Below are 20485 nucleotides of genomic sequence, written 5' to 3'. Positions count from 1 at the left end.
CAGCAGAACGGGCCCGGGGCGCCCCCGGGCCCCGGATCAGCCCCGGCGGCTCGACTCGAGCAGCTCGCGCGCGTGCGCCAGAGCGTTCTCGGAGTCGGTCAGCCCGGAGAGCAGCCGTGCCATCTCGGAGACCCGCTCCTCCGCGTCGAGCTGGGTCACGGCGCTCGACGTGACCGAGCCGTCCGACCCCTTCTCCACCCGGAGGTGGTTCGTCGCGAACGCGGCGACCTGCGCCAGGTGGGTGACCACGATCACCTGCGACGTCTCGGCCAGCCGGGCGAGTCGCCGGCCGATCTCGATCGCCGCCGCGCCGCCCACTCCCGCGTCCACTTCGTCGAAGACGAAGGTCGGCACCGGATCGTTGGCCGCCACGACGACCTCGATCGCGAGCATCACCCGCGAGAGCTCGCCACCGGACGCGCCCTTCGCGAGCGCCCGCGGCGTCGCGCCGGTGTGCGGCTGGAGCAGCATCTCGACGGTGTCCCGCCCGTGCATCGCCGGCTCGCCGAGCGCGGTGACCCGCACGTGCAGTCGGGCGTCGGCCATCGCGAGCGCGGTCAGCTCGTCGCTGACGCGGTCGCCCAGCTCGGCGGCCGCGGCCGTCCGCAGCTCGGTGAGCCGGCCGGCGAGGCGGTCGACGAGCTCGGCGTCCGCGGCGGTGTCGGCCTCGAGGGCCGCGATCCGCTCGTCGTCGCCGTCGAGCTCGAGCAGGCGCAGTCCGGAGGAGTCGACCAGGTCGAGCACGTCGTCGAGCGTCGGCCCGTAGGTCCGCGCCAGCGCGGAGAGCTCGGCGCGGCGGTTCTCGATCAGCTCCAGGTCGTGCGCCCCGTCGAGGTCGAGCTCGGCCAGATAGGAGGAGAGACCGGCGGCCGCATCGCCGAGCAGCACCGACGCCTCCGTGAGGGTCTGCGTCAGCGGCTCGAGGGCGGCGTCGTGCTCGGCCGCGCGCTCGAGCACCCGGCGGGCGGTCTCGACCAGGCTCAGGGCGTCGCGCCCGTCGAGCTCCTCGGAGGAGATCGCCTCGCGCGCCTCGCCGGCCGACACCCGCAGCTGCTCGATGCTGCCGAGCCGCTCGGACTGCGCCGACAGCTCGACGTCCTCGCCGCGCTGCGGAGCGACGCCCTCGATCTCGGCGAGGGCGCTGCGGAGCCGCTCCGCCTCGCGAGCCCGCGCCTCGCGGGCGACGGTCAGCCCGTCCAGCTCCTCGCGGTTGGCCCGCCAGCGCTCGAAGGCGCTCGCGTAGTCGCGCAGCGCCTCCCCCAGCTCGGGCCCGCCGAACCGGTCGAGCGCGTCGCGCTGTGCCGCGGCCGAGCGGAGCCGGATCTGATCGGACTGCCCGTGCACGACGACGAGCTGGTCCGCCAGCTCGCTGAGCACGCTCACCGGTGCGCTGCGCCCGCCGACGACCGCTCGACCACGGCCCTCCGCCGAGACGGAGCGCGCGAGCAGCAACTCCGGCCCGTCGAGGTCACCGCCGGCGTCGTGGACGCGATCGGCGACCGCTCCCTCCTCGGGCACCAGCCAGCGACCGGACACCCAGGCCTGCTTGCTGCCGGAGCGCACCGCCGAGGCGTCGGAGCGCGCACCGAGCACGAGTCCGAGCGCGGTCACGACCATGGTCTTGCCCGCGCCGGTCTCGCCGGTCACCGCGGTGAAGCCGGGTCCGAGCGGGAGGGTCGCCTCGGCGATCACGCCGAGATCGCGGATCTGCAGCTCTTCGAGCATCGGGGCTACTCCGTCTCCGCCGACCCCCGCCATCCGCGGATGGGGAGGCCGAACTTCTGCACCAGGCGATCGGTGAACGGGGCGTCGTGCAGGCGGGCGAAGCGCACCGGCACCGGCGAACGGCGGAAGACCACGCGTGCGCCGGGCGGCAGCTCGTAGGTGCGCCGGCCGTCGGCCCAGAGCACGCCGACGCCGTCGGTGCGCTCCTTCACCTCGACCGCGAGGCTCGAGTCGGGCCCGACCACGAGCGGCCGGGCGAAGAGGGCGTGCGCGCTGAGCGGGACGAGCAGCATCGCGTCGAGCGTCGGCCAGACGACGGGCCCTCCACCGGAGAACGCGTACGCGGTCGACCCGGTCGGCGTGGACACGACGATGCCGTCGCAGCCGAAGCTGGACAGCGGGCGCCCGTCGACACCGACCATGACCTCGAGCATCCGCTCGCGGCTCGCCTTCTCGACGGTCGCCTCGTTCAGCGCCCAGGTCTCGTAGACCACGGCGTCCTCGATCTTCACCCGGACCTGCAGGGTCATCCGCTCCTCGACCCGGTAGTCGCCGTCGAGGGCGCGCGCGACCGCGTCGTCGAGGTCGTCGCGCTCGCTCTCGGCGAGGAAGCCCACGTGCCCGAGATTGACCCCGAGCAGCGGAGCCGTGCCGGTGCGGGCGATCTCGGCCGCACGGAGGATGGTGCCGTCGCCGCCCAGGACGAAGACCAGCTCGATCGCGTCGAGCGGCACGTCGGCGCCGAGAACGGCGACGTCGGAGAGGTCGGAGGCCGCCCGGACGATGTCGCCCTTGTCGTCGGCGCAGAGCACGGGACGGGCTCCGGAGCCGCGCAGGCGCTCCACCACGAGGATCGCCGCATCGAGGGAGTCCGCCCGTCCGGTGTGGGCGATGACGAGGATGTTGCGCTCGCCAGGAGGGGACTGCATCGAGAAGGTGTCCTTCGGGTCGATCGACGGCGGCGGACACGGTCGCGTCATCCGGTGGTGAGCGCGGTGACCGCGTCCCTCCATTCTGTCGGAATCGTTCCGCGGTCGCGGTGGAGGTGTGCCAGATACTCCTGATTCCCAGCGCCACCCGGGAGCGGTGACTCGATCAGTCCGGCCACTCCGAGTCCCACGTCCCAGGCGGACCAGAGCACGTCCGAGAGCGCCTCGCGCCGGAGCTCGGGATCACGGACGATCCCCTCCTTGATGCCCAGGCGCCCCACCTCGAACTGCGGCTTCACCAGCACGACGAAGTCGGCGGTCGACGCGACGGAGGCCGCGACCGCGGGCAGCACCATCGACAGGGAGATGAAGGAGACGTCGGCGACGACCAGGTCCGGCACGGTGTCGGTCCCCGCCGCAGCCGCGAGCGACTCCGTCGTCATCTCCCGTGCATTGAAGCCCTCGACCACGCTCACCCGGTCGTCGGAGCGGATCCTCGGCGCGAGCTGGCCGTGGCCGACGTCGAGCGCGATGACGGAGGCGACGCCGCGCTCGAGGAGCACCTGCGAGAAGCCTCCGGTGGACGCGCCGACATCGAGGGCCATCGCGCCGTCGACCCGCACGCTTCGGAAGGTGTCTAGCGCAGCGATCAGCTTGTGCGCCGCTCGGCTGACGTAGTGGTCGAGGGAGGCGACGGCGATGTCCTGCTCGGGCCGCACCCGGATCGAGGGCTTGAGCGCCGGCGCACCGTCCACGGTGACGACGCCATCGGCGATCAGTCGAGCGGCATGCACTCGCGACCGGGCGATGCCCCTGGTGGCGAGTGCGCTGTCGAGCCGCTGGTCCTCGGCGTGGGTCATCGTGCGGAGTCCCCGCCCTCGAGCCGGACCCGGAGCTGCTCCTGCACCTCGGCGTAGGCGGCCGCCCGTGACGCGAGGGCCGACCGCTCGATGTCGTCGAGACGATCGCCGAGCTCGACGCTCTCGCTTCCGGATGCACGGTCCTCGGACATCGTCACTCCTCACGGCGCCGCATCGAGCGACTGACGGCTCTCCTGGAGAACCTATGGTTAAACAGCGACGGCCACCCATTTCTGGGTGGCCATCGTGAATTGGTGTCCGGCGGTGTCCTACTCTCCCACAGGGTCCCCCCTGCAGTACCATCGGCGCTGAGAGTCTTAGCTTCCGGGTTCGGAATGTGACCGGGCGTTTCCCTCTCGCTATGGCCGCCGTAACCCTTCTAGACGCAACCGCCAGCCTTCCGGCGTGGTGGTGGTCAAATCTGGGTCACACGTCATGCGTGTGTTCTGTTGTCCGCCCCGAACATGTCGAGCGCGGTGTGCGGATCGTGTCTTTGCGAACACGACCCGCGGTATGGAGCCCGTATTCTGGGAACCACAAAGTGGACGCAAGCAATCTCTGACCACTCCTACCAGCCTTTACAACGGTATGAGTGTAGTGATTATCAAGTTATCGGCTTATTAGTACCGGTCAGCTCCGACAGTCTTTAGTCCTGTCTTCCACATCCGGCCTATCAACCCAGTCGTCTGGCTGGGAGCCTCTCCCCCGAAGGGATGGAAATCTCATCTCGAAGCCGGCTTCCCGCTTAGATGCTTTCAGCGGTTATCCGTTCCGAACGTAGCTAATCAGCGGTGCTCCTGGCGGAACAACTGACACACCAGAGGTTCGTCCATCCCGGTCCTCTCGTACTAGGGATAGATCTTCTCAAATTTCCTGCGCGCGCAGCGGATAGGGACCGAACTGTCTCACGACGTTCTAAACCCAGCTCGCGTACCGCTTTAATGGGCGAACAGCCCAACCCTTGGGACCTACTCCAGCCCCAGGATGCGACGAGCCGACATCGAGGTGCCAAACCATGCCGTCGATATGGACTCTTGGGCAAGATCAGCCTGTTATCCCCGAGGTACCTTTTATCCGTTGAGCGACAGCGCTTCCACAAGCCACTGCCGGATCACTAGTCCCGACTTTCGTCCCTGCTCGACTTGTCAGTCTCACAGTCAAGCTCCCTTGTGCACTTACACTCGACACCTGATTGCCAACCAGGTTGAGGGAACCTTTGGGCGCCTCCGTTACTCTTTAGGAGGCAACCGCCCCAGTTAAACTACCCATCAGGCACTGTCCCTGAACCCGATTAGGGTCCGAAGTTAGATATCCAGAGTGACCAGAGTGGTATTTCAACAATGACTCCACGAACACTAGCGTGCCCGCTTCACAGTCTCCCACCTATCCTACACAAGCCACACCGAACACCAATACCAAACTATAGTAAAGGTCACGGGGTCTTTCCGTCCTGCTGCGCGTAACGAGCATCTTTACTCGTAATGCAATTTCGCCGAGTTCGCGGTTGAGACAGCTGGGAAGTCGTTACGCCATTCGTGCAGGTCGGAACTTACCCGACAAGGAATTTCGCTACCTTAGGATGGTTATAGTTACCACCGCCGTTTACTGGGGCTTAAATTCTCAGCTTCGCCTTGCGGCTAACCGTTCCTCTTAACCTTCCAGCACCGGGCAGGCGTCAGTCCGTATACATCGTCTTGCGACTTAGCACGGACCTGTGTTTTTAGTAAACAGTCGCTTCCCACTGGTCTCTGCGGCCATCGAACGCTCCCGGAGCAAGTCCGTTCACGCCTCAGGCCCCCCTTCTCCCGAAGTTACGGGGGCATTTTGCCGAGTTCCTTAACCACGATTCTCTCGATCTCCTTAGTATTCTCTACCTGACCACCTGAGTCGGTTTGGGGTACGGGCAGCTAGAACCTCGCGTCGATGCTTTTCTTGGCAGCATAGGATCACCGATTTCGACTTGCGTCTACCCATCAGATCTCAGGCTGTGTGAACGACGGATTTGCCTATCGTTCGCCCTACATCCTTAGACCGGGACAACCATCGCCCGGCTCGGCTACCTTCCTGCGTCACACCTGTTAATACGCTAAACGCACCAGCACGGGGTCGCACGCTAGGCCCAACGCTTCACCCCGAAGGGATCCATCACAGGGATTCAGATGCTTAGCACTACTGGATTGTCTTGGGCGGTTCTTCGCCGGTACGGGAATATCAACCCGTTGTCCATCGACTACGCCTGTCGGCCTCGCCTTAGGTCCCGACTTACCCAGGGAAGATTAGCTTGACCCTGGAACCCTTGGTCTTCCGGAGGACGGGTTTCTCACCCGTCTTTCGCTACTCATGCCTGCATTCTCACTCGTGTGGCGTCCACGGCTGGTTCACACCGCCGCTTCACTCGCCACACGACGCTCTCCTACCCATCAACACGGCTGGACCACGAAGGCCTACCACTAATGTCAATGCCACAACTTCGGTGGCGTGCTTGAGCCCCGTTACATTGTCGGCGCGGAATCACTTGACCAGTGAGCTATTACGCACTCTTTCAAGGGTGGCTGCTTCTAAGCCAACCTCCTGGTTGTCTGTGCAACTCCACATCCTTTCCCACTTAGCACGCGCTTAGGGACCTTAGTTGGTGGTCTGGGTTGTTTCCCTCTCGACTATGAAGCTTATCCCCCACAGTCTCACTGCTGCGCTCTCACTTACCGGCATTCGGAGTTTGGCTGACGTCAGTAAGCTTTTGGGCCCCATCGGCCATCCAGTAGCTCTACCTCCGGCAAGAAACACGCAACGCTGCACCTAAATGCATTTCGGAGAGAACCAGCTATCACGAAGTTTGATTGGCCTTTCACCCCTATCCACAGCTCATCCCCTCCATTTTCAACTGAAGTGGGTTCGGTCCTCCACGACGTCTTACCGTCGCTTCAACCTGGCCATGGATAGATCACTTCGCTTCGGGTCTAGACCCTGCGACTGAATCGCCCTATTCGGACTCGCTTTCGCTACGGCTGCCCCACACGGGTTAACCTCGCCACAGAGCACTAACTCGCAGGCTCATTCTTCAAAAGGCACGCCGTCACCCCAACATGGGAGCTCCGACGGTTTGTAAGCAAACGGTTTCAGGTACTATTTCACTCCCCTCCCGGGGTACTTTTCACCTTTCCCTCACGGTACTTGTCCGCTATCGGTCATCTGGGAGTATTTAGGCTTATCAGGTGGTCCTGACAGATTCACACGGGATTTCTCGGGCCCCGTGCTACTTGGGATACTCTTCACGCCATAACACCATTTCGACTACGGGGCTCGCACCCGCTCTGGCCAGGCATTCAAACCTGTTCGTCTATGATGCGCTGTAACGTTCAGTGCTCGGCAGAACACAACGAAAAGTCCCACAACCCCGACCATGCAACCCCTGCCGGGTATCACACATGATTCGGTTTAGCCTCTTCCGCGTTCGCTCGCCACTACTGACGGAATCACTGTTGTTTTCTCTTCCTGTGGGTACTGAGATGTTTCACTTCCCCACGTTCCCTCTACCCGCCCTATATATTCAGGCGGGAGTCACCAGGTCACCACAAGGGGCCTGGCGGGGTTTCCCCATTCGGAAATCCTCGGATCACAGCTCGTTTATCAGCTCCCCGAGGCTTATCGCAGATTACGACGTCCTTCTTCGGCTCCAGATGCCAAGGCATTCACCGTTTGCTCTTAAAAACTTGAAAATCACATGAGTTTAAGAAACCACAACTCGAAAAGTTGCAGATCCAATGATTGGCAAGAACACAACCCGAAGGCTGCTCCTTGCGAATCTTGTCGACCCGAACAACCCGCAAAGGCTGCCCGAGTCTAAGATGCTCGCGTCCACTGTGTAGTTCTCAAAATACGGGCGGTATCCCTCCCCCACACACCCAGGCGTGGAAAAAGGATCCAAGAGAGTCGAGACCCAACCACCCCCGAAGGAGCAGCCGGCCCGGTCCCTCAGGACCCAACAGCGTGCATGTGCAGACGCCCACCCACCCCGTGCGTTCCCAACCCGAAGGCTGTACTGACACGAGACGAATCTCTTCCTGCACCCAGTTCAATGTTCCACCCATGAGCTACCAGCAAAGACATTCGCTTTGATCTGGCGCCTGGAACAACCTCTACGCTAAAAACGCATGGTGTCCAGATGCTCCTTAGAAAGGAGGTGATCCAGCCGCACCTTCCGGTACGGCTACCTTGTTACGACTTAGTCCTAATCACCGATCCCACCTTCGACAGCTCCCTCCTTGCGGTTAGGCCACTGGCTTCGGGTGTTACCGACTTTCATGACTTGACGGGCGGTGTGTACAAGGCCCGGGAACGTATTCACCGCAGCGTTGCTGATCTGCGATTACTAGCGACTCCGACTTCATGAGGTCGAGTTGCAGACCTCAATCCGAACTGAGACCGGCTTTTTGGGATTCGCTCCACCTTACGGTATCGCAGCCCTTTGTACCGGCCATTGTAGCATGCGTGAAGCCCAAGACATAAGGGGCATGATGATTTGACGTCATCCCCACCTTCCTCCGAGTTGACCCCGGCAGTCTCCTATGAGTTCCCACCATAACGTGCTGGCAACATAGAACGAGGGTTGCGCTCGTTGCGGGACTTAACCCAACATCTCACGACACGAGCTGACGACAACCATGCACCACCTGTATACCGACCTTGCGGGGCAACCATTTCTGGAAGTTTCCGGTATATGTCAAGCCTTGGTAAGGTTCTTCGCGTTGCATCGAATTAATCCGCATGCTCCGCCGCTTGTGCGGGCCCCCGTCAATTCCTTTGAGTTTTAGCCTTGCGGCCGTACTCCCCAGGCGGGGAACTTAATGCGTTAGCTGCGACACGGAGACCGTGGAAAGGTCCCCACATCTAGTTCCCAACGTTTACGGCGTGGACTACCAGGGTATCTAATCCTGTTCGCTCCCCACGCTTTCGCTCCTCAGCGTCAGTAACGGCCCAGAGAACTGCCTTCGCCATCGGTGTTCCTCCTGATATCTGCGCATTCCACCGCTACACCAGGAATTCCATTCTCCCCTACCGCACTCTAGTCTGCCCGTACCCACTGCAGGCCCGAGGTTGAGCCTCGGGTTTTCACAGCAGACGCGACAAACCGCCTACGAGCTCTTTACGCCCAATAATTCCGGACAACGCTTGCACCCTACGTATTACCGCGGCTGCTGGCACGTAGTTAGCCGGTGCTTTTTCTGCAGGTACCGTCAAGCCGAAGCCCTTCTTCCCTACTAAAAGAGGTTTACAACCCGAAGGCCGTCATCCCCCACGCGGCGTTGCTGCATCAGGCTTTCGCCCATTGTGCAATATTCCCCACTGCTGCCTCCCGTAGGAGTCTGGGCCGTGTCTCAGTCCCAGTGTGGCCGGTCACCCTCTCAGGCCGGCTACCCGTCGTCGGCTTGGTGAGCCATTACCTCACCAACTACCTGATAGGCCGCGAGTCCATCCTTGACCGAAAAACTTTCCACCCACACCCGATGCCGGGGCAGGTCGTATCCGGTATTAGACGCCGTTTCCAGCGCTTATCCCAGAGTCAAGGGCAGGTTACTCACGTGTTACTCACCCGTTCGCCACTAATCCACCCAGCAAGCTGGGCTTCATCGTTCGACTTGCATGTGTTAAGCACGCCGCCAGCGTTCGTCCTGAGCCAGGATCAAACTCTCCGTAAAAAAATTACGAACATCAACCCCGAAGAGAAGACGCTCAAGTTTGACCTCTAGCAAATAAGACATCATTACTGACATCAATTTCCAAAGGAACCCAACCAGGCCACAAGACCTGGACGGGGTTATAAATTTGGCATTGAACATAGTGCACGCTGTTGAGTTCTCAAGAATCGGACACATCCCGCCTCCACACCACAAAAGGTGCTTCACAACGGAAGTGATCGAAGTAGTCGTACCGAGAGCCGGCCTGAATCAGACGGCTGGTCGATTTGTTCGTGTCGCCGAGACCGGGTAGGCTTATCAGAACCGAAGTCCCGATCGCCTCCGTGGCAACTCGACTAACTTAGCACATCCGCAGGCCGTGTCAAGTCGGCGTCTCTGTGATGCTCGGCGGCCGATCCGGAGATCGTCTCGCCGTCATCGTGCGCAGCCGAGGCCGTGCACCGAAGCCGAGGACCTGGGTCCTGCGGAGGCTTTGCATCTTACGCTCGCGATCCGCCGCCATCAAGAGACGAATCTCTAACAGGCTTGAGAGCGAGGGGATGGTCATCGCTTGAGGGGGGCCGGCGGGTCTCGATGCTCTGCATCCGACTCTCGCTGTCCGCTCCTTTGGGCTGACGAGGAGTTACATTACGTCGAGGTTTCGCGGCCCTGCAAATCGCTCGTCGCCCGGGCGTGTCGCGATCCGGGCTCCCCGCGGGGCGGACCGGGCCCGCGTCAGGAGACGAAGGCGCCGGCGAAGCTCTTCTTGCCGCGGCGCAGCACGGCGATCCCGTCGATCAGGGGGAGGTCGCCGAGCACGGCGGCATCGTCCGTCACCGCGGTGTTGTTCACCGAGAGACCGCGCTGGCCGATCGCTCGACGGGCCTCACCCAGACTCGCGACGAGTCCGGCCTCCACGAAGGCCTGCACCACCGGAGTCGACGCGGTCGCCTCGACCGTCGTCACCGCCTGCAGTGCTCCGCGCAGGATGTCCGCATCGATGCAGTCGAGCGACCCGCGCCCGAACAGCGCGGCCGAGGCCGCGATCACCGAGGCCGTCACCGCCTCCCCGTGCACGAGGGTGGTGACCTCGCTCGCCAGTGCCCGCTGCGCCTCGCGCTTGAACGGCGCCTCGACACTCGCCGACTCCAGCCGCTCGATCTCGACGCGGGGCAGGTACGTGAAGGTCTTCAGCCGGGCCGCGACATCGCGGTCGTCGGTGTTGAGCCAGAACTGGTAGAACGCGTACGGGCTGGTGAGCGAGGGGTCGAGCCAGACCGCGTTGCCCTCGCTCTTGCCGAACTTCGTCCCGTCGGAGTTCATCACCAGCGGCGTCCCGATGGCGTGCACCGAGACCCCCTCGGTGCGGTGGATCAGATCCGTGCCGCTGGTCAGGTTCCCCCACTGGTCGCTGCCGCCGGTCTGCAGCACGCAGCCGTGCTGGCGGTAGAGCTCGAGGTAGTCGAGCCCCTGCAGGATCTGGTAGCTGAACTCGGTGTAGCTGATCCCCGCGTCGGAGTTCAGACGCGCGCTGACCGCATCCTTCTTGAGCATCGTACCCACCCGGAAGTGCTTGCCGATCTCCCGGAGGAAGTCGATCGCCGACAGCGGCGCCGTCCAGTCCAGGTTGTTCACCAGCCGCAGCGGGTTCTCCCCCTCGGTCGAGAGGAACCGCGACACCTGCGCCTGCAGGCGGGACACCCACTCGACCACGGTCTCGCGGGAGTTGAGGGTGCGCTCCGCGGTCGGCCGCGGGTCTCCGATCAGGCCGGTCGATCCGCCGACGAGACCGAGGGGCCGGTGCCCGGCGAGCTGGAGCCGGCGCAGCACGATCAGCTGGACCAGGTTGCCCAGGTGCAGGCTCGGCGCGGTGGGGTCGAAGCCGCAGTAGTAGGTGATCGGGTCTCCGGCCAGGAGCTCGCGGAGGGCCACCGCATCGGTGGAGACGTGGACCGCGCCGCGCCAGACGAGCTCGTCCCAGACGTTCTCGAAGGAGGGGTCGAGCGCGGGTGCGGTCGCGGATCCGCGGAAGTCCTGATCGGTCACCCGTCCAGGGTAGCGCGGCGGGACCGTCGCCCCTGATGTGGAGTCAAGTGTTGAGGCTTGATCGGTGCGGATCAAGCTTGCATACTTGATCGAGGAGGTCCCGTGTTCGTCATCACCGCCGATCAGCGCGACAGTCGCCACGACGACGACCGCGTGGAGCAGGCCATCACCGCGCTCGTCGAGGCCGAGGAGCACGCCTTCGTGCTGCCCCCCGAGCGGACCGCCGGCGACGAGTTCCAGTTCGTGCTCTCCCGGGCGGACGCGGTCGTCTCGGTCGTCCTCGCCCTGCACCGCACCGCGCACTGGAGCATCGGGCTCGGCATCGGCGCGATCGAGCGCCCGCTCCCCCGCACGACTCGGGCCGCCCGGGGTGAGGCATATTTCGCCGCGCGCCGGGCAGTGGAGGCGGCGAAGGGGAGAGCGACCCGCTTCGCGCTCGACCCCGACTCCCCGGCCGCCGCCTTCCCCTCGGTCCCCGACGCGCAGGCCCTCTTCGATCCGCTGCTGCACCTCCGCGACTCGAGGACGCCGGCGGGCTGGGAGATCGTCGACCTCCTCGACGCCGGCCTGACGCAGAAGGACGCCGCCGAGCAGCTGGCCGTCTCCCCACAGGCGGTCAGTCTCCGGGTGCGGGCGGCGAGTGCGCGCGCCGATCGACCGGCGCGGGACGCTTTGACGAGACTGCTGACGGTGGTCGACCGTACCCTCGACCCCGACGGGGCGGCGAGCGACGACGACTCGCAGGCCCACCCGGGTCGCACCGACCCCGATCCCGAACCCGAGAGGACACCCCGATGACGGCATTCCCCGCGCTCGTCCCCGCAATGCTGTCGGCGGCCGTGCAGTCCGCCTCCTGGACGGGGGTGGTCCTCGTGCTGCTCGCCGGGGTCGCCGGGGCCGTGCTCGCCGTCCGACTGCGCCGGCCGTCGCTCGCCTGGATCAGCCTCGGTGCCGCGGCCGCCGCCTTCCTGCTCACCGGGGTCGGCGGGTCGGCCGCTCCCCCGGCGGTCGGCCTCGCGGTGGTCGTGCTCGCCTTCGCGCTCGCCGTGCTCGGCGGCGGGCCGGTCGTGCTGCTCACCCTCGATCTCGCGACCACCGACTCGCGCTCGGGCGCCCACGGCGGCATCATGATCGCCGCCGCTCAGCGTCCGACCGGACCGGGCGCCGCGCCCACCGCGATCGGGCAGCCGATCGAGGTGCTGCGGGGAGGAACGACCATCGGCGTGCTCGAGCGGATCGCCACCGCGGGCGCACTGATCGCCGGGCTGCCGGAGGGCGTCGCCGTCATCGTCGCGGTGAAGGGCGTCGGCCGATTCAGCGAGCTGGCCTCCCCCGAGGCGCGTGAGCGCTTCATCATCGGCACCCTCGCGAGCCTCGCCTGGTCGGCCGCGCTCGGCATCCTCGCCCGGCTCTACCTGGCGGGCTGAGCCCCGCCCGGCGGCAGTCGACGGCGGGCGACGGCACGGCGGTAGGGCGAGACCGTCGGGTCGCCGGTGATCGAGAACCGCCACGGGTACTCGTCCCCGCCGCCCTCGCCGGACACGCCGGTCCGCGCGGAGACCTCGATCGCGACCGGTGCGTCCGGCGGAAGCAGCTCGAACGCCGCGGTCATCGGGTCGCCGGACTCCGCGAGGGTCACGCCGAGCGCCTTCGCGAGCCGCGCCGGTCCCCGGGCGAGGTCCCTCGGCCGGACCGGTCCGCGGCGGAGCAGAGCGAGCTCCTCCCCCGCCACGACCTCGCCCGCGCGCAGCAGCACCGCCGAGGCCGCGCCCTCCGGTGAGCAGACCAGGTTCACGCAGGTGTGCATCCCGTAGCTGAAGTACGCGTAGACCGTCCCCGGTGCGCCGAACATCGGCGCGTTGCGCGGCGAGCGGCGCCGGTGCGCATGGGAGCCGGGGTCCTCGCCGAGCCCGAGGTAGGCCTCGACCTCGGTGAGGCGGACGCCGACCACCCCCTCGGCCGTGCGGTGCAGCAGCACGGCGCCGAGGAGATCCGGCGCGACCTCGACCGCCGGTCGCGACAGGTCGATCGGACCGGCGGCCATCCCTAGAAGAAGCCCATTCCTAGAAGAAGCTCTGGCCGGAGACGATCGTGACGATGATCACCGCGATGATCACCACGCCGGCCACCACCACGAGGGTGCGCTGCTGCCACGGCGGCAGCGGCGGACGCCCGTCGTCCCCGGGCGGACCCTGGAGCGTCACGACGCGTCCCCGCGGAGGGCGGAGCGGACGACGCGGACGCGCTCGGTGAGCTGCGCGAGCTGCTCCGCCACCCGGTCCGGCGCGGTGCCGCCGACGCCGTCGCGGCTCGCGACCGAGCCCTCGATGCTCAGCACGGAACGGACGTCCGGCGTCAGCAGCGGCGAGACCGAGCTCAGCGCCTCGTCGTCCAGCTCCTCGAGACCCAGGCCGCGGGTCTCCGCGAGCTTCACCAGCTCGCCGGTGATCTCGTGGGCGTCGCGGAAGGGCACGTGCTTCTTGACGAGCCACTCCGCCACGTCCGTCGCGAGCGAGAAGCCCTGCGGCGCGAGCTCGGCCATCCGGTCGGTGTGGAAGGTCAGCGTCGCGATCATCCCGCTGAACGCGGGAAGGAGCACCTCGAGCGTGGTCACCGAATCGAAGACGGGCTCCTTGTCCTCCTGCAGGTCGCGGTTGTACGCGAGCGGCAGCGCCTTGAGCGTCGCCAGCAGCCCGGTGAGGTTGCCGAGGAGCCGGCCCGCCTTGCCGCGGGCCAGCTCGGCGACGTCGGGGTTCTTCTTCTGCGGCATGATCGACGACCCCGTCGAGTAGCCGTCGTCGAGGGTGACGAAGGCGAACTCGCGGGTGTTCCAGAGGATGATCTCCTCCGCGACCCGGGAGACGTCGATGCCGATCATCGCGCTGACGAAGGCGAACTCGGCCACGAGGTCGCGGCTCGCGGTGCCGTCGATCGAATTGGGGACGCTCGCGGCGAAGCCGAGCTCGCGGGCGACCGCCTCGGCGTCGAGGCCGAGCGTGGAGCCGGCCAGCGCGCCCGAGCCGTAGGGCGAGACGTCGGCGCGGACCGCCCAGTCGCGCAGGCGCTCGAGGTCGCGGAGCAGCGCCCAGGCGTGCGCGAGCAGGTGGTGCGCGAGCAGCACCGGCTGCGCGTGCTGGAGGTGGGTGCGTCCGGGCATGATCGCCGCGGGGTGAGCGGAGGCCTGCGCGGCGATGGCGTCGATCAGCTGCACCACGAGCTCCGCCACGATCGCGGCGTGGTCGCGGAGGTACATCCGCACGAAGGTCGCGATCTGGTCGTTGCGCGAGCGGCCGGCCCGGAGCTTGCCGCCGAGCTCGGGACCGGCCTCGAGCATGAGGCCGCGCTCGAGCGCCCCGTGCACGTCCTCGTCCGCGTCGTCGGCGGTGAAGCGGCCGTCGACCACGGCGGAGCGCAGTCGCTCGAGCGCCTCGAGCATCGCGGTGAGCTCGGACTCGTCGAGGTAGCCGGCGGTCGCGAGGGCGCGGGCGTGCGCGCGGGAGCCGGCGATGTCGTACTCGGCGAGCTGCCAGTCGAAGTGCGTCGACTTCGAGAGCGCGGCGAGCTCGGGCGACGGGCCGCCGGCGAACCGGCCTCCCCAGAGCGCGCCGGCCTCGCCCGCGCGGGCGGAGGGTCGTTCCGTCATGGTTCTCCTCGGTGTCGGCTGTCGAGTCTACTGAGCGGCGTCGGGGGTGCCGGCGCGCTCGAGGAGCCAGACCAGCAGGGCCTTCTGGGCGTGCAGGCGGTTCTCCGCCTCGTCCCAAATCACGCTCTGCGGGCCGTCGATCACCTCGGCGGTCACCTCGTAGCCGCGGTCGGCGGGGAGGCAGTGCAGGAAGAGCGCATCGGGGGCGGCGGCCGCCATCGTCGCGTCGTCCACCCGGTAGGCGCCGAAGGTGGCGACCCGCGCGGCCTTCTCGTCCTCCTTGCCCATCGACACCCAGGTGTCGGTGATCACGATGTCGGAGCCGGCGGCGCCCGCGGCCGGATCGGTCGTCGTCGTGGCGGAGCCGCCGGTGGCCGCCGCGATGCGCTGGGCATCGGCGAGGACCGCGGGGTCGGGGGCGTAGGACGAGGGCGAGACGATGCGGACGTGCATGCCCGCTGTCGCGCCGGCCAGGAGGTACGAGTGCGCCATGTTGCTGGCTCCGTCGCCGAAGAAGGTCAGCGTCAGGCCGGCCAGGCGGCCGCGGTGCTCGCGGATCGTGAGCAGGTCGGCGAGCAGCTGGCAGGGGTGGAACTCGTCCGACAGCGCGTTGACGACCGGGACGCGGGTGCCCGCGGCCATCTGCTCCAGACCGGACTGCGCGTAGGTGCGCCAGACGATGGCCGCGACCTGTCGCTCCAGGACGCGCGCGGTGTCCGACGCGGTCTCCTTGCCGCCGAGCTGACTGCTCGCGGTCGAGATGATCAGCGGGCTGCCGCCGAGGTCGGCGATTCCGACCGCGAAGGACACCCGGGTGCGGGTGGAGGACTTGTCGAAGATGACCGCGACGGTCTGCGGCCCCGCGAGCGGCTTCCGCGCAAAGCGGTCGCGCTTGAGCTCGACGGCGAGGTCGAGGATCTCGGCCTGCTCGGCGGGGGTGATGTCGTCGTCGCGGAGGAAGTGGCGGGTCACGGCTGCGGTTCGCTTTCGATCGGAGGAAGGGGTCGGGTCGATCAGGCGCTGAGCGCCTGCACCGCGCGGCCGAACCGGGCGACGAACTCGTCGACGTCGGCGGCGGTGATGATGAGGGGCGGCGCGAGCCGGATGCTGGACTCGTTCGGCGCGTTGACGATCAGCCCCTCGGCCAGCGCGGCGGCGGCGAGCTCGGCGGCGACGGGCTCGCTCAGCGCGATGCCGAGCAGGAGGCCGGCCCCGCGGACACCGGCGATCAGCGAGGAGCCGAGGCCGAGGACGCCGTCGGAGATCTGCGCGCCGCGGTCCCTCGCGTTCTCGAGCAGGTCGGCGCGCTCGATCTCGCCGATCACCGCGCCGGCGACCGCGGTCGCGAGCGGGTTGCCGCCGAAGGTGCTGCCGTGGTGGCCCTTCTGCAGCAGCTCGGAGGCCTCGCCGAAGGTGACCAGGGCGCCGACGGGGAAACCGCCGCCGAGTCCCTTCGCCAGGGTGATCGCGTCGGGCAGGATGCCGGCGCGCTGATAGGCGAACCAGCTGCCGGTGCGGCCGATGCCGGTCTGGATCTCGTCGACGATCAGCAGGGCGCCGCGCTCGAGCGTCAGCTCCCGGGCCCGCTCGAGGAATCCGTCCGGCAACGGGATCACGCCCGCCTCGCCCTGGATCGGCTCGACGATGAGCGCGGCGACCGACTCGTCGAGCGCGGCCTCGAGCGCCTCGACGGTCGCCTCGATGTGCTCGACGCCGCCGGGCATCGGCTCGAACGGCGCGCGCATCGCGGCCTTGCCGGTCATCGCCAGGGCGCCCATCGTGCGCCCGTGGAAGGCGTTCTGCAGCGCCAGGATGCGGTGCCGGCCGCCGGCCGCGTGCAGGCGGGCCAGCTTGAAGGCCGCCTCGTTCGCCTCGGTGCCGGAGTTGGCGAAGTAGACCCGGCCCGCCTCGCCCGCGCCGGTGAGCTCACGGAGCTTCTCCGCCAGCCGGATCTGCGGCGCGGTGGCGAAGTAGTTGGACACGTGGGCCAGCGCACCGGCCTGTCGGGTCACCGCCTCGACGAAGACCGGGTGGGCGTGGCCGAGCGAGTTCACGGCGATCCCGCCGAGGAAGTCCAGGTACTCGCGGCCGTCGACGTCCCAGACCCGGCAGCCCTCGCCGCGCTCGAGCACGGCGAGCGGGGCGGCGAAGGTCTGCATCATCGCGGCGGCGTAGCGGTCACGGGCGTCGTCGGTCCGCACGGAGGGGACGGCGTCGGGAGCCGGGGCGCCGTGAGCGGGGGCGTCGTGAGCCGGGGCGTCGTGAGCGGGAACCGCGGGGGCGGTGTCGGTGGACATGTCGAGCCTTTCGAGCAGAAGCGGTCCGGCCGGGAGGGCCGTCGGTGCGCGCACCCCGACGGGGCGGCGCTCGGAGCCGGGGCCGCTGGTGGTCAGCGGCCCGACGTTCGCTCCCGGTCGCGGGGGTCGGCGGAGGCCACGACCTCGGTGCCGACGCCCTCGGAGGTGAAGACCTCGAGCAGGATCGAGTGCGGGACGCGGCCGTCGATGATCGCGGCCTTCGGCACCCCGCCGCGGACGGCGTCGAGGCAGGCCGTCATCTTGGGGATCATCCCGGACTCGAGCGAGGGCAGCAGGGCCGCGAGCTCGTCGGAGGCGATGTGCGAGACGAGGGAGTCGCGGTCCGGCCAGTCGGCGTAGAGCCCGGCGACGTCGGTGAGGATCACGAGCTTCTCGGCGCCGAGCGCGACGGCGAGGGCCGCGGCCGCCGCGTCGGCGTTGACGTTGAGCGACTGCGTCGGATCGTCGGAGTCGGGTGCGATCGAGGAGACCACCGGGATCCGGCCCGCGTCGAGCTGGGCGAGGACGGCCGCGGGGTCGACGGAGATCACGTCGCCGACCAGGCCCAGGTCGTGCTCGACACCGTCGAGGACGACGCCGCGCCGCCTGCCGACGAAGAGACCGGCGTCCTCACCGGAGATCCCGGCCGAGAGCGGGCCGTACTCGTTGATCCGGCGCACGATGTCACGGCTGATGCTGCCGGTGAGCACCATCCGCACGACCTCCATCGCCTCGGGGCTGGTGACCCGGTAGCCGCCGCGGAACTCGCTGGCGATGCCGAGGCGATCGAGCATCGCGGAGATCTGCGGACCGCCGCCGTGCACGACGACGGGACGGATGCCCGCGTAGTGCAGATAGACCATGTCCTGCGCGAAGGCGCGCTGCAGCTCCTCCGAGATCATGGCGTTGCCGCCGAACTTGATCACCATGGTGCGGCCGTGGAACCGCTGCAGCCAGGGCAGCGACTCGATCAGGGTGCCCGCCTTGACGGCGGCGATGTCGCGCAGCGCGAGGCTCTCGGCCTCGGTGAGGTTCTCGGTGCTCATCAGCTGGAGTACGCCGAGTTCTCGTGCACGTAGTCGTGGGTGAGGTCGTTCGTCCAGACCGTGGCGGTCGCGTCGCCGGCGTGCAGGTCGATGTCGACCGCCACCGCCCGCGGCGCGAGGTCGACGAGGTCCCGGCTCTGGTCGGGCTCGCCCGCGCGGCAGACCTGCACGCCGTTCATCGCGACGTCGATCCCGTACGGGTCGAACTGCGCGTCGGTCGTGCCGACGGCGGCGAGCACCCGGCCCCAGTTGGGGTCGTTGCCGAAGATCGCGGCCTTGAAGAGATTGCTGCGCGACACCGCGCGAGCGACGACGACGGCCTCGTCCTCGGTCGCGGCGTTCAGCACGCGGATCGCCACGTCGTGCGCGGCACCCTCGGCGTCGGCCTGGAGCTGGACGGTCAGGTCGCAGCAGACCTCGGTCAGCGCGGCGGTGAACTCCGCGGCCTCCGGACGCACCTCGCTCGCGCCGCTCGCCAGCAGCGCGACGGTGTCGTTCGTCGACATGCAGCCGTCCGAGTCGAGCCGATCGAAGGTGACCCGGGTCGCCGCGCGCAGCGCCGAGTCCAGCTCGGTCGACTCGAGGACCGCGTCGGTCGTGATCACGACCAGCATCGTCGCGAGACCGGGCGCGAGCATCCCGGCCCCCTTGGCCATGCCGCCGACGGTCCAGCCCTGCTCGGAGCGGACGCTCGCCTGCTTCGGCACGGTGTCGGTCGTCATGATGGCGCGGGCCGCCGCCTCGCCGGCCTCGGGTCCGGTGGCGCCCGGGAGCGCCGCCGCCGCCTCGGCCACCCCGGCGGTGAGCTTGCCGAGGTCGAGCTGGTCGCCGATGAGACCGGTGGAGCAGACCAGGACGTCGCCGGCCGAGACACCGAGCCGCTCGGCGACCGCCTCGGCCGTGCCGTGGGTGACCTGGAAGCCCGCGGTGCCGGTGTAGCAGTTCGCCCCGCCGGAGTTGAGCACGATCGCCGAGACGACGCCGTCCTGCATCACCTGCTCGCTCCAGAGCACCGGGTTCGCCTTGCAGCGATTGCTGGTGAAGACCGTGGCCGCGTTCTGCAGCGGGCCGAGGTTGTGCACGAGGGCGAGGTCGCGGGCGCCGGTCGACTTCAGACCGGCGACGACACCGGACGCGGCGAATCCTGCTGCGGCGGTGATGCTCACGGCGCGACTCCGTTCGTGCTCAGGCCGAGGGTCTCGGGGAGGCCCAGGGCGATGTTGGTCGACTGGATCGCGGCGCCGGCGGTGCCCTTGACCAGGTTGTCGAGGGCGGTGACCACCACGACACGGCCGGCCCGCTCGTCCACCGCCAGGCCGATCAGCGCGGTGTTGGCGCCGACCGTGTCGGCCGTCCGCGGGAAGGAGCCCTCGGGCAGCAGCTGGACGAAGGGCTCGTCGGCGTAGGCCGACTCCCAGGCCGCGCGCACGTCCCGCGCGGAGACCCCCGGAGCGAGTCGGGCCGTCGAGGTCGCCAGGATGCCGCGGGACATCGGGACGAGGACCGGGGTGAACGAGATCGACACCTCCCCGGCGCCGGCGAGGGCGAGATTCTGCCGGATCTCCGGGTTGTGCCGGTGCCCGCCGCCGACGCCGTAGGCGTGCGCCGAGCCGAGCAGCTCACTCGCGAGCAGATCGGTGCGGAGGCTCTTGCCGGCGCCCGACGGGCCGACGGCCAGGACCGAGACCAGGTCGACGGGCTCGATCACGCCGGCGTGCACTCCCGGCGCGAGGCCGAGGGTGATCGCGGTGACGTTGCAGCCCGGCACCGCGATGCGGCGGACGCCGGCCAGCACGTCGCGCTGCCGACCGGAGCCCCGCAGCAGCAGCTCGGGCAGGCCGTACGGCCAGGCGCCGGCGAAGTCGCCGCCGTAGTAGTCGGCCCAGTCCTGCTCGTCGGTCAGCCGGTGATCCGCGCCGCAGTCGACGACGAGGACGTCGTCCGGCAGCGTCGCGGTGATCTCGCCGGACCTGCCGTGCGGGAGGGCGAGGAAGACGACGTCGTGGCCGGCGAGGTTCTCGGTCGTCGTGTCGACGAGCATCAGATCGCGCAGCGAGCGCAGATGCGGCTGCACGGCGACGAGGGGCTGACCGGCGTTCGAGTGCGCCGTCACCGTGCGCACCTCGAACTCGGGGTGGTCGGCGAGCAGGCGCAGCAGCTCGCCGCCCGCGTACCCGCTCGCTCCGGCCACCGCCACGGAAAAAGTCATGCCCGAGAGCCTAGTCGGTGGCGGGACGCGCCCTCGCCCGAGCGCGGGGGCGGCC

The 20485-nt window shown here is 67.9% G+C and carries 15 protein-coding genes and 3 rRNA genes; 2 read left to right on the top strand and 16 right to left on the bottom strand.

Going from position 1 to position 20485, the window contains the following annotated elements:
* Nucleotides 1-36 precede the first annotated feature (36 nt).
* From recN to tyrS, 8 genes are all read right to left on the bottom strand, one after another.
* Nucleotides 37-1725, bottom strand: a complete 1689-nt coding sequence (gene recN, locus GSU72_RS06930; RefSeq protein ID WP_159984370.1) for a DNA repair protein RecN — start codon at nt 1723-1725, stop codon at nt 37-39.
* 5 nt (nt 1726-1730) lie between these two features.
* Entirely contained in the window at nt 1731-2654 is a 924-nt protein-coding gene (locus tag GSU72_RS06925; protein ID WP_159984369.1) for an NAD kinase, read from the bottom strand.
* Between the two features lie 47 nt (nt 2655-2701).
* The gene (locus tag GSU72_RS06920) at nt 2702-3514 is read right to left on the bottom strand and encodes a TlyA family RNA methyltransferase (protein ID WP_159984368.1); all 813 of its coding nucleotides are present in this window, start codon (nt 3512-3514) and stop codon (nt 2702-2704) included.
* Complete coding sequence (locus tag GSU72_RS21195; RefSeq protein WP_167306099.1) at nt 3511-3666, bottom strand: hypothetical protein; 156 nt, start codon at nt 3664-3666, stop codon at nt 3511-3513. Before GSU72_RS21195 ends, GSU72_RS06920 begins: the two co-directional genes overlap by 4 nt.
* 104 nt (nt 3667-3770) lie before the next feature.
* A 5S ribosomal RNA gene (gene rrf / locus GSU72_RS06915) occupies nt 3771-3887 on the bottom strand.
* A gap of 227 nt (nt 3888-4114) precedes the next feature.
* Nucleotides 4115-7230 (bottom strand): 23S ribosomal RNA (locus tag GSU72_RS06910).
* Between the two features lie 457 nt (nt 7231-7687).
* Nucleotides 7688-9210, bottom strand: a 16S ribosomal RNA gene (locus GSU72_RS06905).
* The 16S, 23S and 5S rRNA genes sit together here, the layout of an rRNA operon.
* 714 nt (nt 9211-9924) lie before the next feature.
* On the bottom strand, nt 9925-11235 hold the full coding sequence (gene tyrS / locus GSU72_RS21525; RefSeq protein WP_159984367.1) for a tyrosine--tRNA ligase: 1311 nt from the start codon (nt 11233-11235) through the stop codon (nt 9925-9927).
* A gap of 102 nt (nt 11236-11337) precedes the next feature.
* Here tyrS and GSU72_RS21520 point away from each other — a divergent pair, with 102 nt between their 5' ends.
* Nucleotides 11338-12033: a DNA-binding protein gene (locus GSU72_RS21520; RefSeq protein WP_159984366.1), complete on the top strand. Its 696-nt coding sequence runs from the start codon at nt 11338-11340 to the stop codon at nt 12031-12033.
* Complete coding sequence (locus tag GSU72_RS21515; protein WP_244256023.1) at nt 12030-12662, top strand: hypothetical protein; 633 nt, start codon at nt 12030-12032, stop codon at nt 12660-12662. The genes GSU72_RS21520 and GSU72_RS21515 overlap by 4 nt, the downstream gene beginning before the upstream one ends.
* Here GSU72_RS21515 and GSU72_RS06885 read toward each other — a convergent pair.
* From GSU72_RS06885 to argC, 8 genes are all read right to left on the bottom strand, one after another.
* The gene (locus tag GSU72_RS06885) at nt 12647-13279 is read right to left on the bottom strand and encodes a DNA-3-methyladenine glycosylase (protein ID WP_159984365.1); all 633 of its coding nucleotides are present in this window, start codon (nt 13277-13279) and stop codon (nt 12647-12649) included. The genes GSU72_RS21515 and GSU72_RS06885 overlap by 16 nt on opposite strands.
* 19 nt (nt 13280-13298) lie before the next feature.
* Complete coding sequence (locus GSU72_RS06880) at nt 13299-13439, bottom strand: hypothetical protein (protein WP_159984364.1); 141 nt, start codon at nt 13437-13439, stop codon at nt 13299-13301.
* Nucleotides 13436-14878: an argininosuccinate lyase gene (gene argH / locus GSU72_RS06875; RefSeq protein ID WP_159984363.1), complete on the bottom strand. Its 1443-nt coding sequence runs from the start codon at nt 14876-14878 to the stop codon at nt 13436-13438. The genes GSU72_RS06880 and argH overlap by 4 nt, the downstream gene beginning before the upstream one ends.
* Nucleotides 14879-14905: 27 nt before the next feature.
* On the bottom strand, nt 14906-15850 hold the full coding sequence (argF, locus tag GSU72_RS06870; protein WP_159984362.1) for an ornithine carbamoyltransferase: 945 nt from the start codon (nt 15848-15850) through the stop codon (nt 14906-14908).
* Between the two features lie 41 nt (nt 15851-15891).
* A complete protein-coding gene (locus GSU72_RS06865; RefSeq protein ID WP_159984361.1) occupies nt 15892-17175 on the bottom strand; it encodes an acetylornithine transaminase in 1284 nt (427 codons plus the stop codon).
* 92 nt (nt 17176-17267) lie between these two features.
* Nucleotides 17268-18221 carry an acetylglutamate kinase gene (gene argB / locus GSU72_RS06860; RefSeq protein ID WP_159984360.1) on the bottom strand — a complete coding sequence of 318 codons (954 nt, stop codon included), beginning with the start codon at nt 18219-18221 and terminating at the stop codon, nt 17268-17270.
* Nucleotides 18221-19387 carry a bifunctional glutamate N-acetyltransferase/amino-acid acetyltransferase ArgJ gene (gene argJ, locus GSU72_RS06855; protein ID WP_159984359.1) on the bottom strand — a complete coding sequence of 389 codons (1167 nt, stop codon included), beginning with the start codon at nt 19385-19387 and terminating at the stop codon, nt 18221-18223. Before argJ ends, argB begins: the two co-directional genes overlap by 1 nt.
* Nucleotides 19384-20430, bottom strand: a complete 1047-nt coding sequence (gene argC, locus GSU72_RS06850; RefSeq protein WP_159984358.1) for an N-acetyl-gamma-glutamyl-phosphate reductase — start codon at nt 20428-20430, stop codon at nt 19384-19386. Before argC ends, argJ begins: the two co-directional genes overlap by 4 nt.
* Nucleotides 20431-20485 lie beyond the last annotated feature (55 nt).

Origin of the sequence: Rathayibacter sp. VKM Ac-2760, from assembly GCF_009834185.1 — a bacterium.
Classification (GTDB): domain Bacteria; phylum Actinomycetota; class Actinomycetes; order Actinomycetales; family Microbacteriaceae; genus Rathayibacter.
This window is presented reverse-complemented; position numbering and strand designations above follow the sequence as displayed.

Coding starts and splice junctions, on each gene's coding strand:
- GSU72_RS06925 (WP_159984369.1), bottom strand. CDS start 2,654: ATGCAGTCCCCTCCTGGCGAGCGCAACATCCTCGTCATCGCCCACACC.
- recN (WP_159984370.1), bottom strand. CDS start 1,725: ATGCTCGAAGAGCTGCAGATCCGCGATCTCGGCGTGATCGCCGAGGCG.
- argC (WP_159984358.1), bottom strand. CDS start 20,430: ATGACTTTTTCCGTGGCGGTGGCCGGAGCGAGCGGGTACGCGGGCGGC.
- argH (WP_159984363.1), bottom strand. CDS start 14,878: ATGACGGAACGACCCTCCGCCCGCGCGGGCGAGGCCGGCGCGCTCTGG.
- GSU72_RS06885 (WP_159984365.1), bottom strand. CDS start 13,279: ATGGCCGCCGGTCCGATCGACCTGTCGCGACCGGCGGTCGAGGTCGCG.
- GSU72_RS21515 (WP_244256023.1), top strand. CDS start 12,030: ATGACGGCATTCCCCGCGCTCGTCCCCGCAATGCTGTCGGCGGCCGTG.
- GSU72_RS06920 (WP_159984368.1), bottom strand. CDS start 3,514: ATGACCCACGCCGAGGACCAGCGGCTCGACAGCGCACTCGCCACCAGG.
- GSU72_RS06865 (WP_159984361.1), bottom strand. CDS start 17,175: ATGTCCACCGACACCGCCCCCGCGGTTCCCGCTCACGACGCCCCGGCT.
- GSU72_RS21195 (WP_167306099.1), bottom strand. CDS start 3,666: ATGTCCGAGGACCGTGCATCCGGAAGCGAGAGCGTCGAGCTCGGCGAT.
- argB (WP_159984360.1), bottom strand. CDS start 18,221: ATGAGCACCGAGAACCTCACCGAGGCCGAGAGCCTCGCGCTGCGCGAC.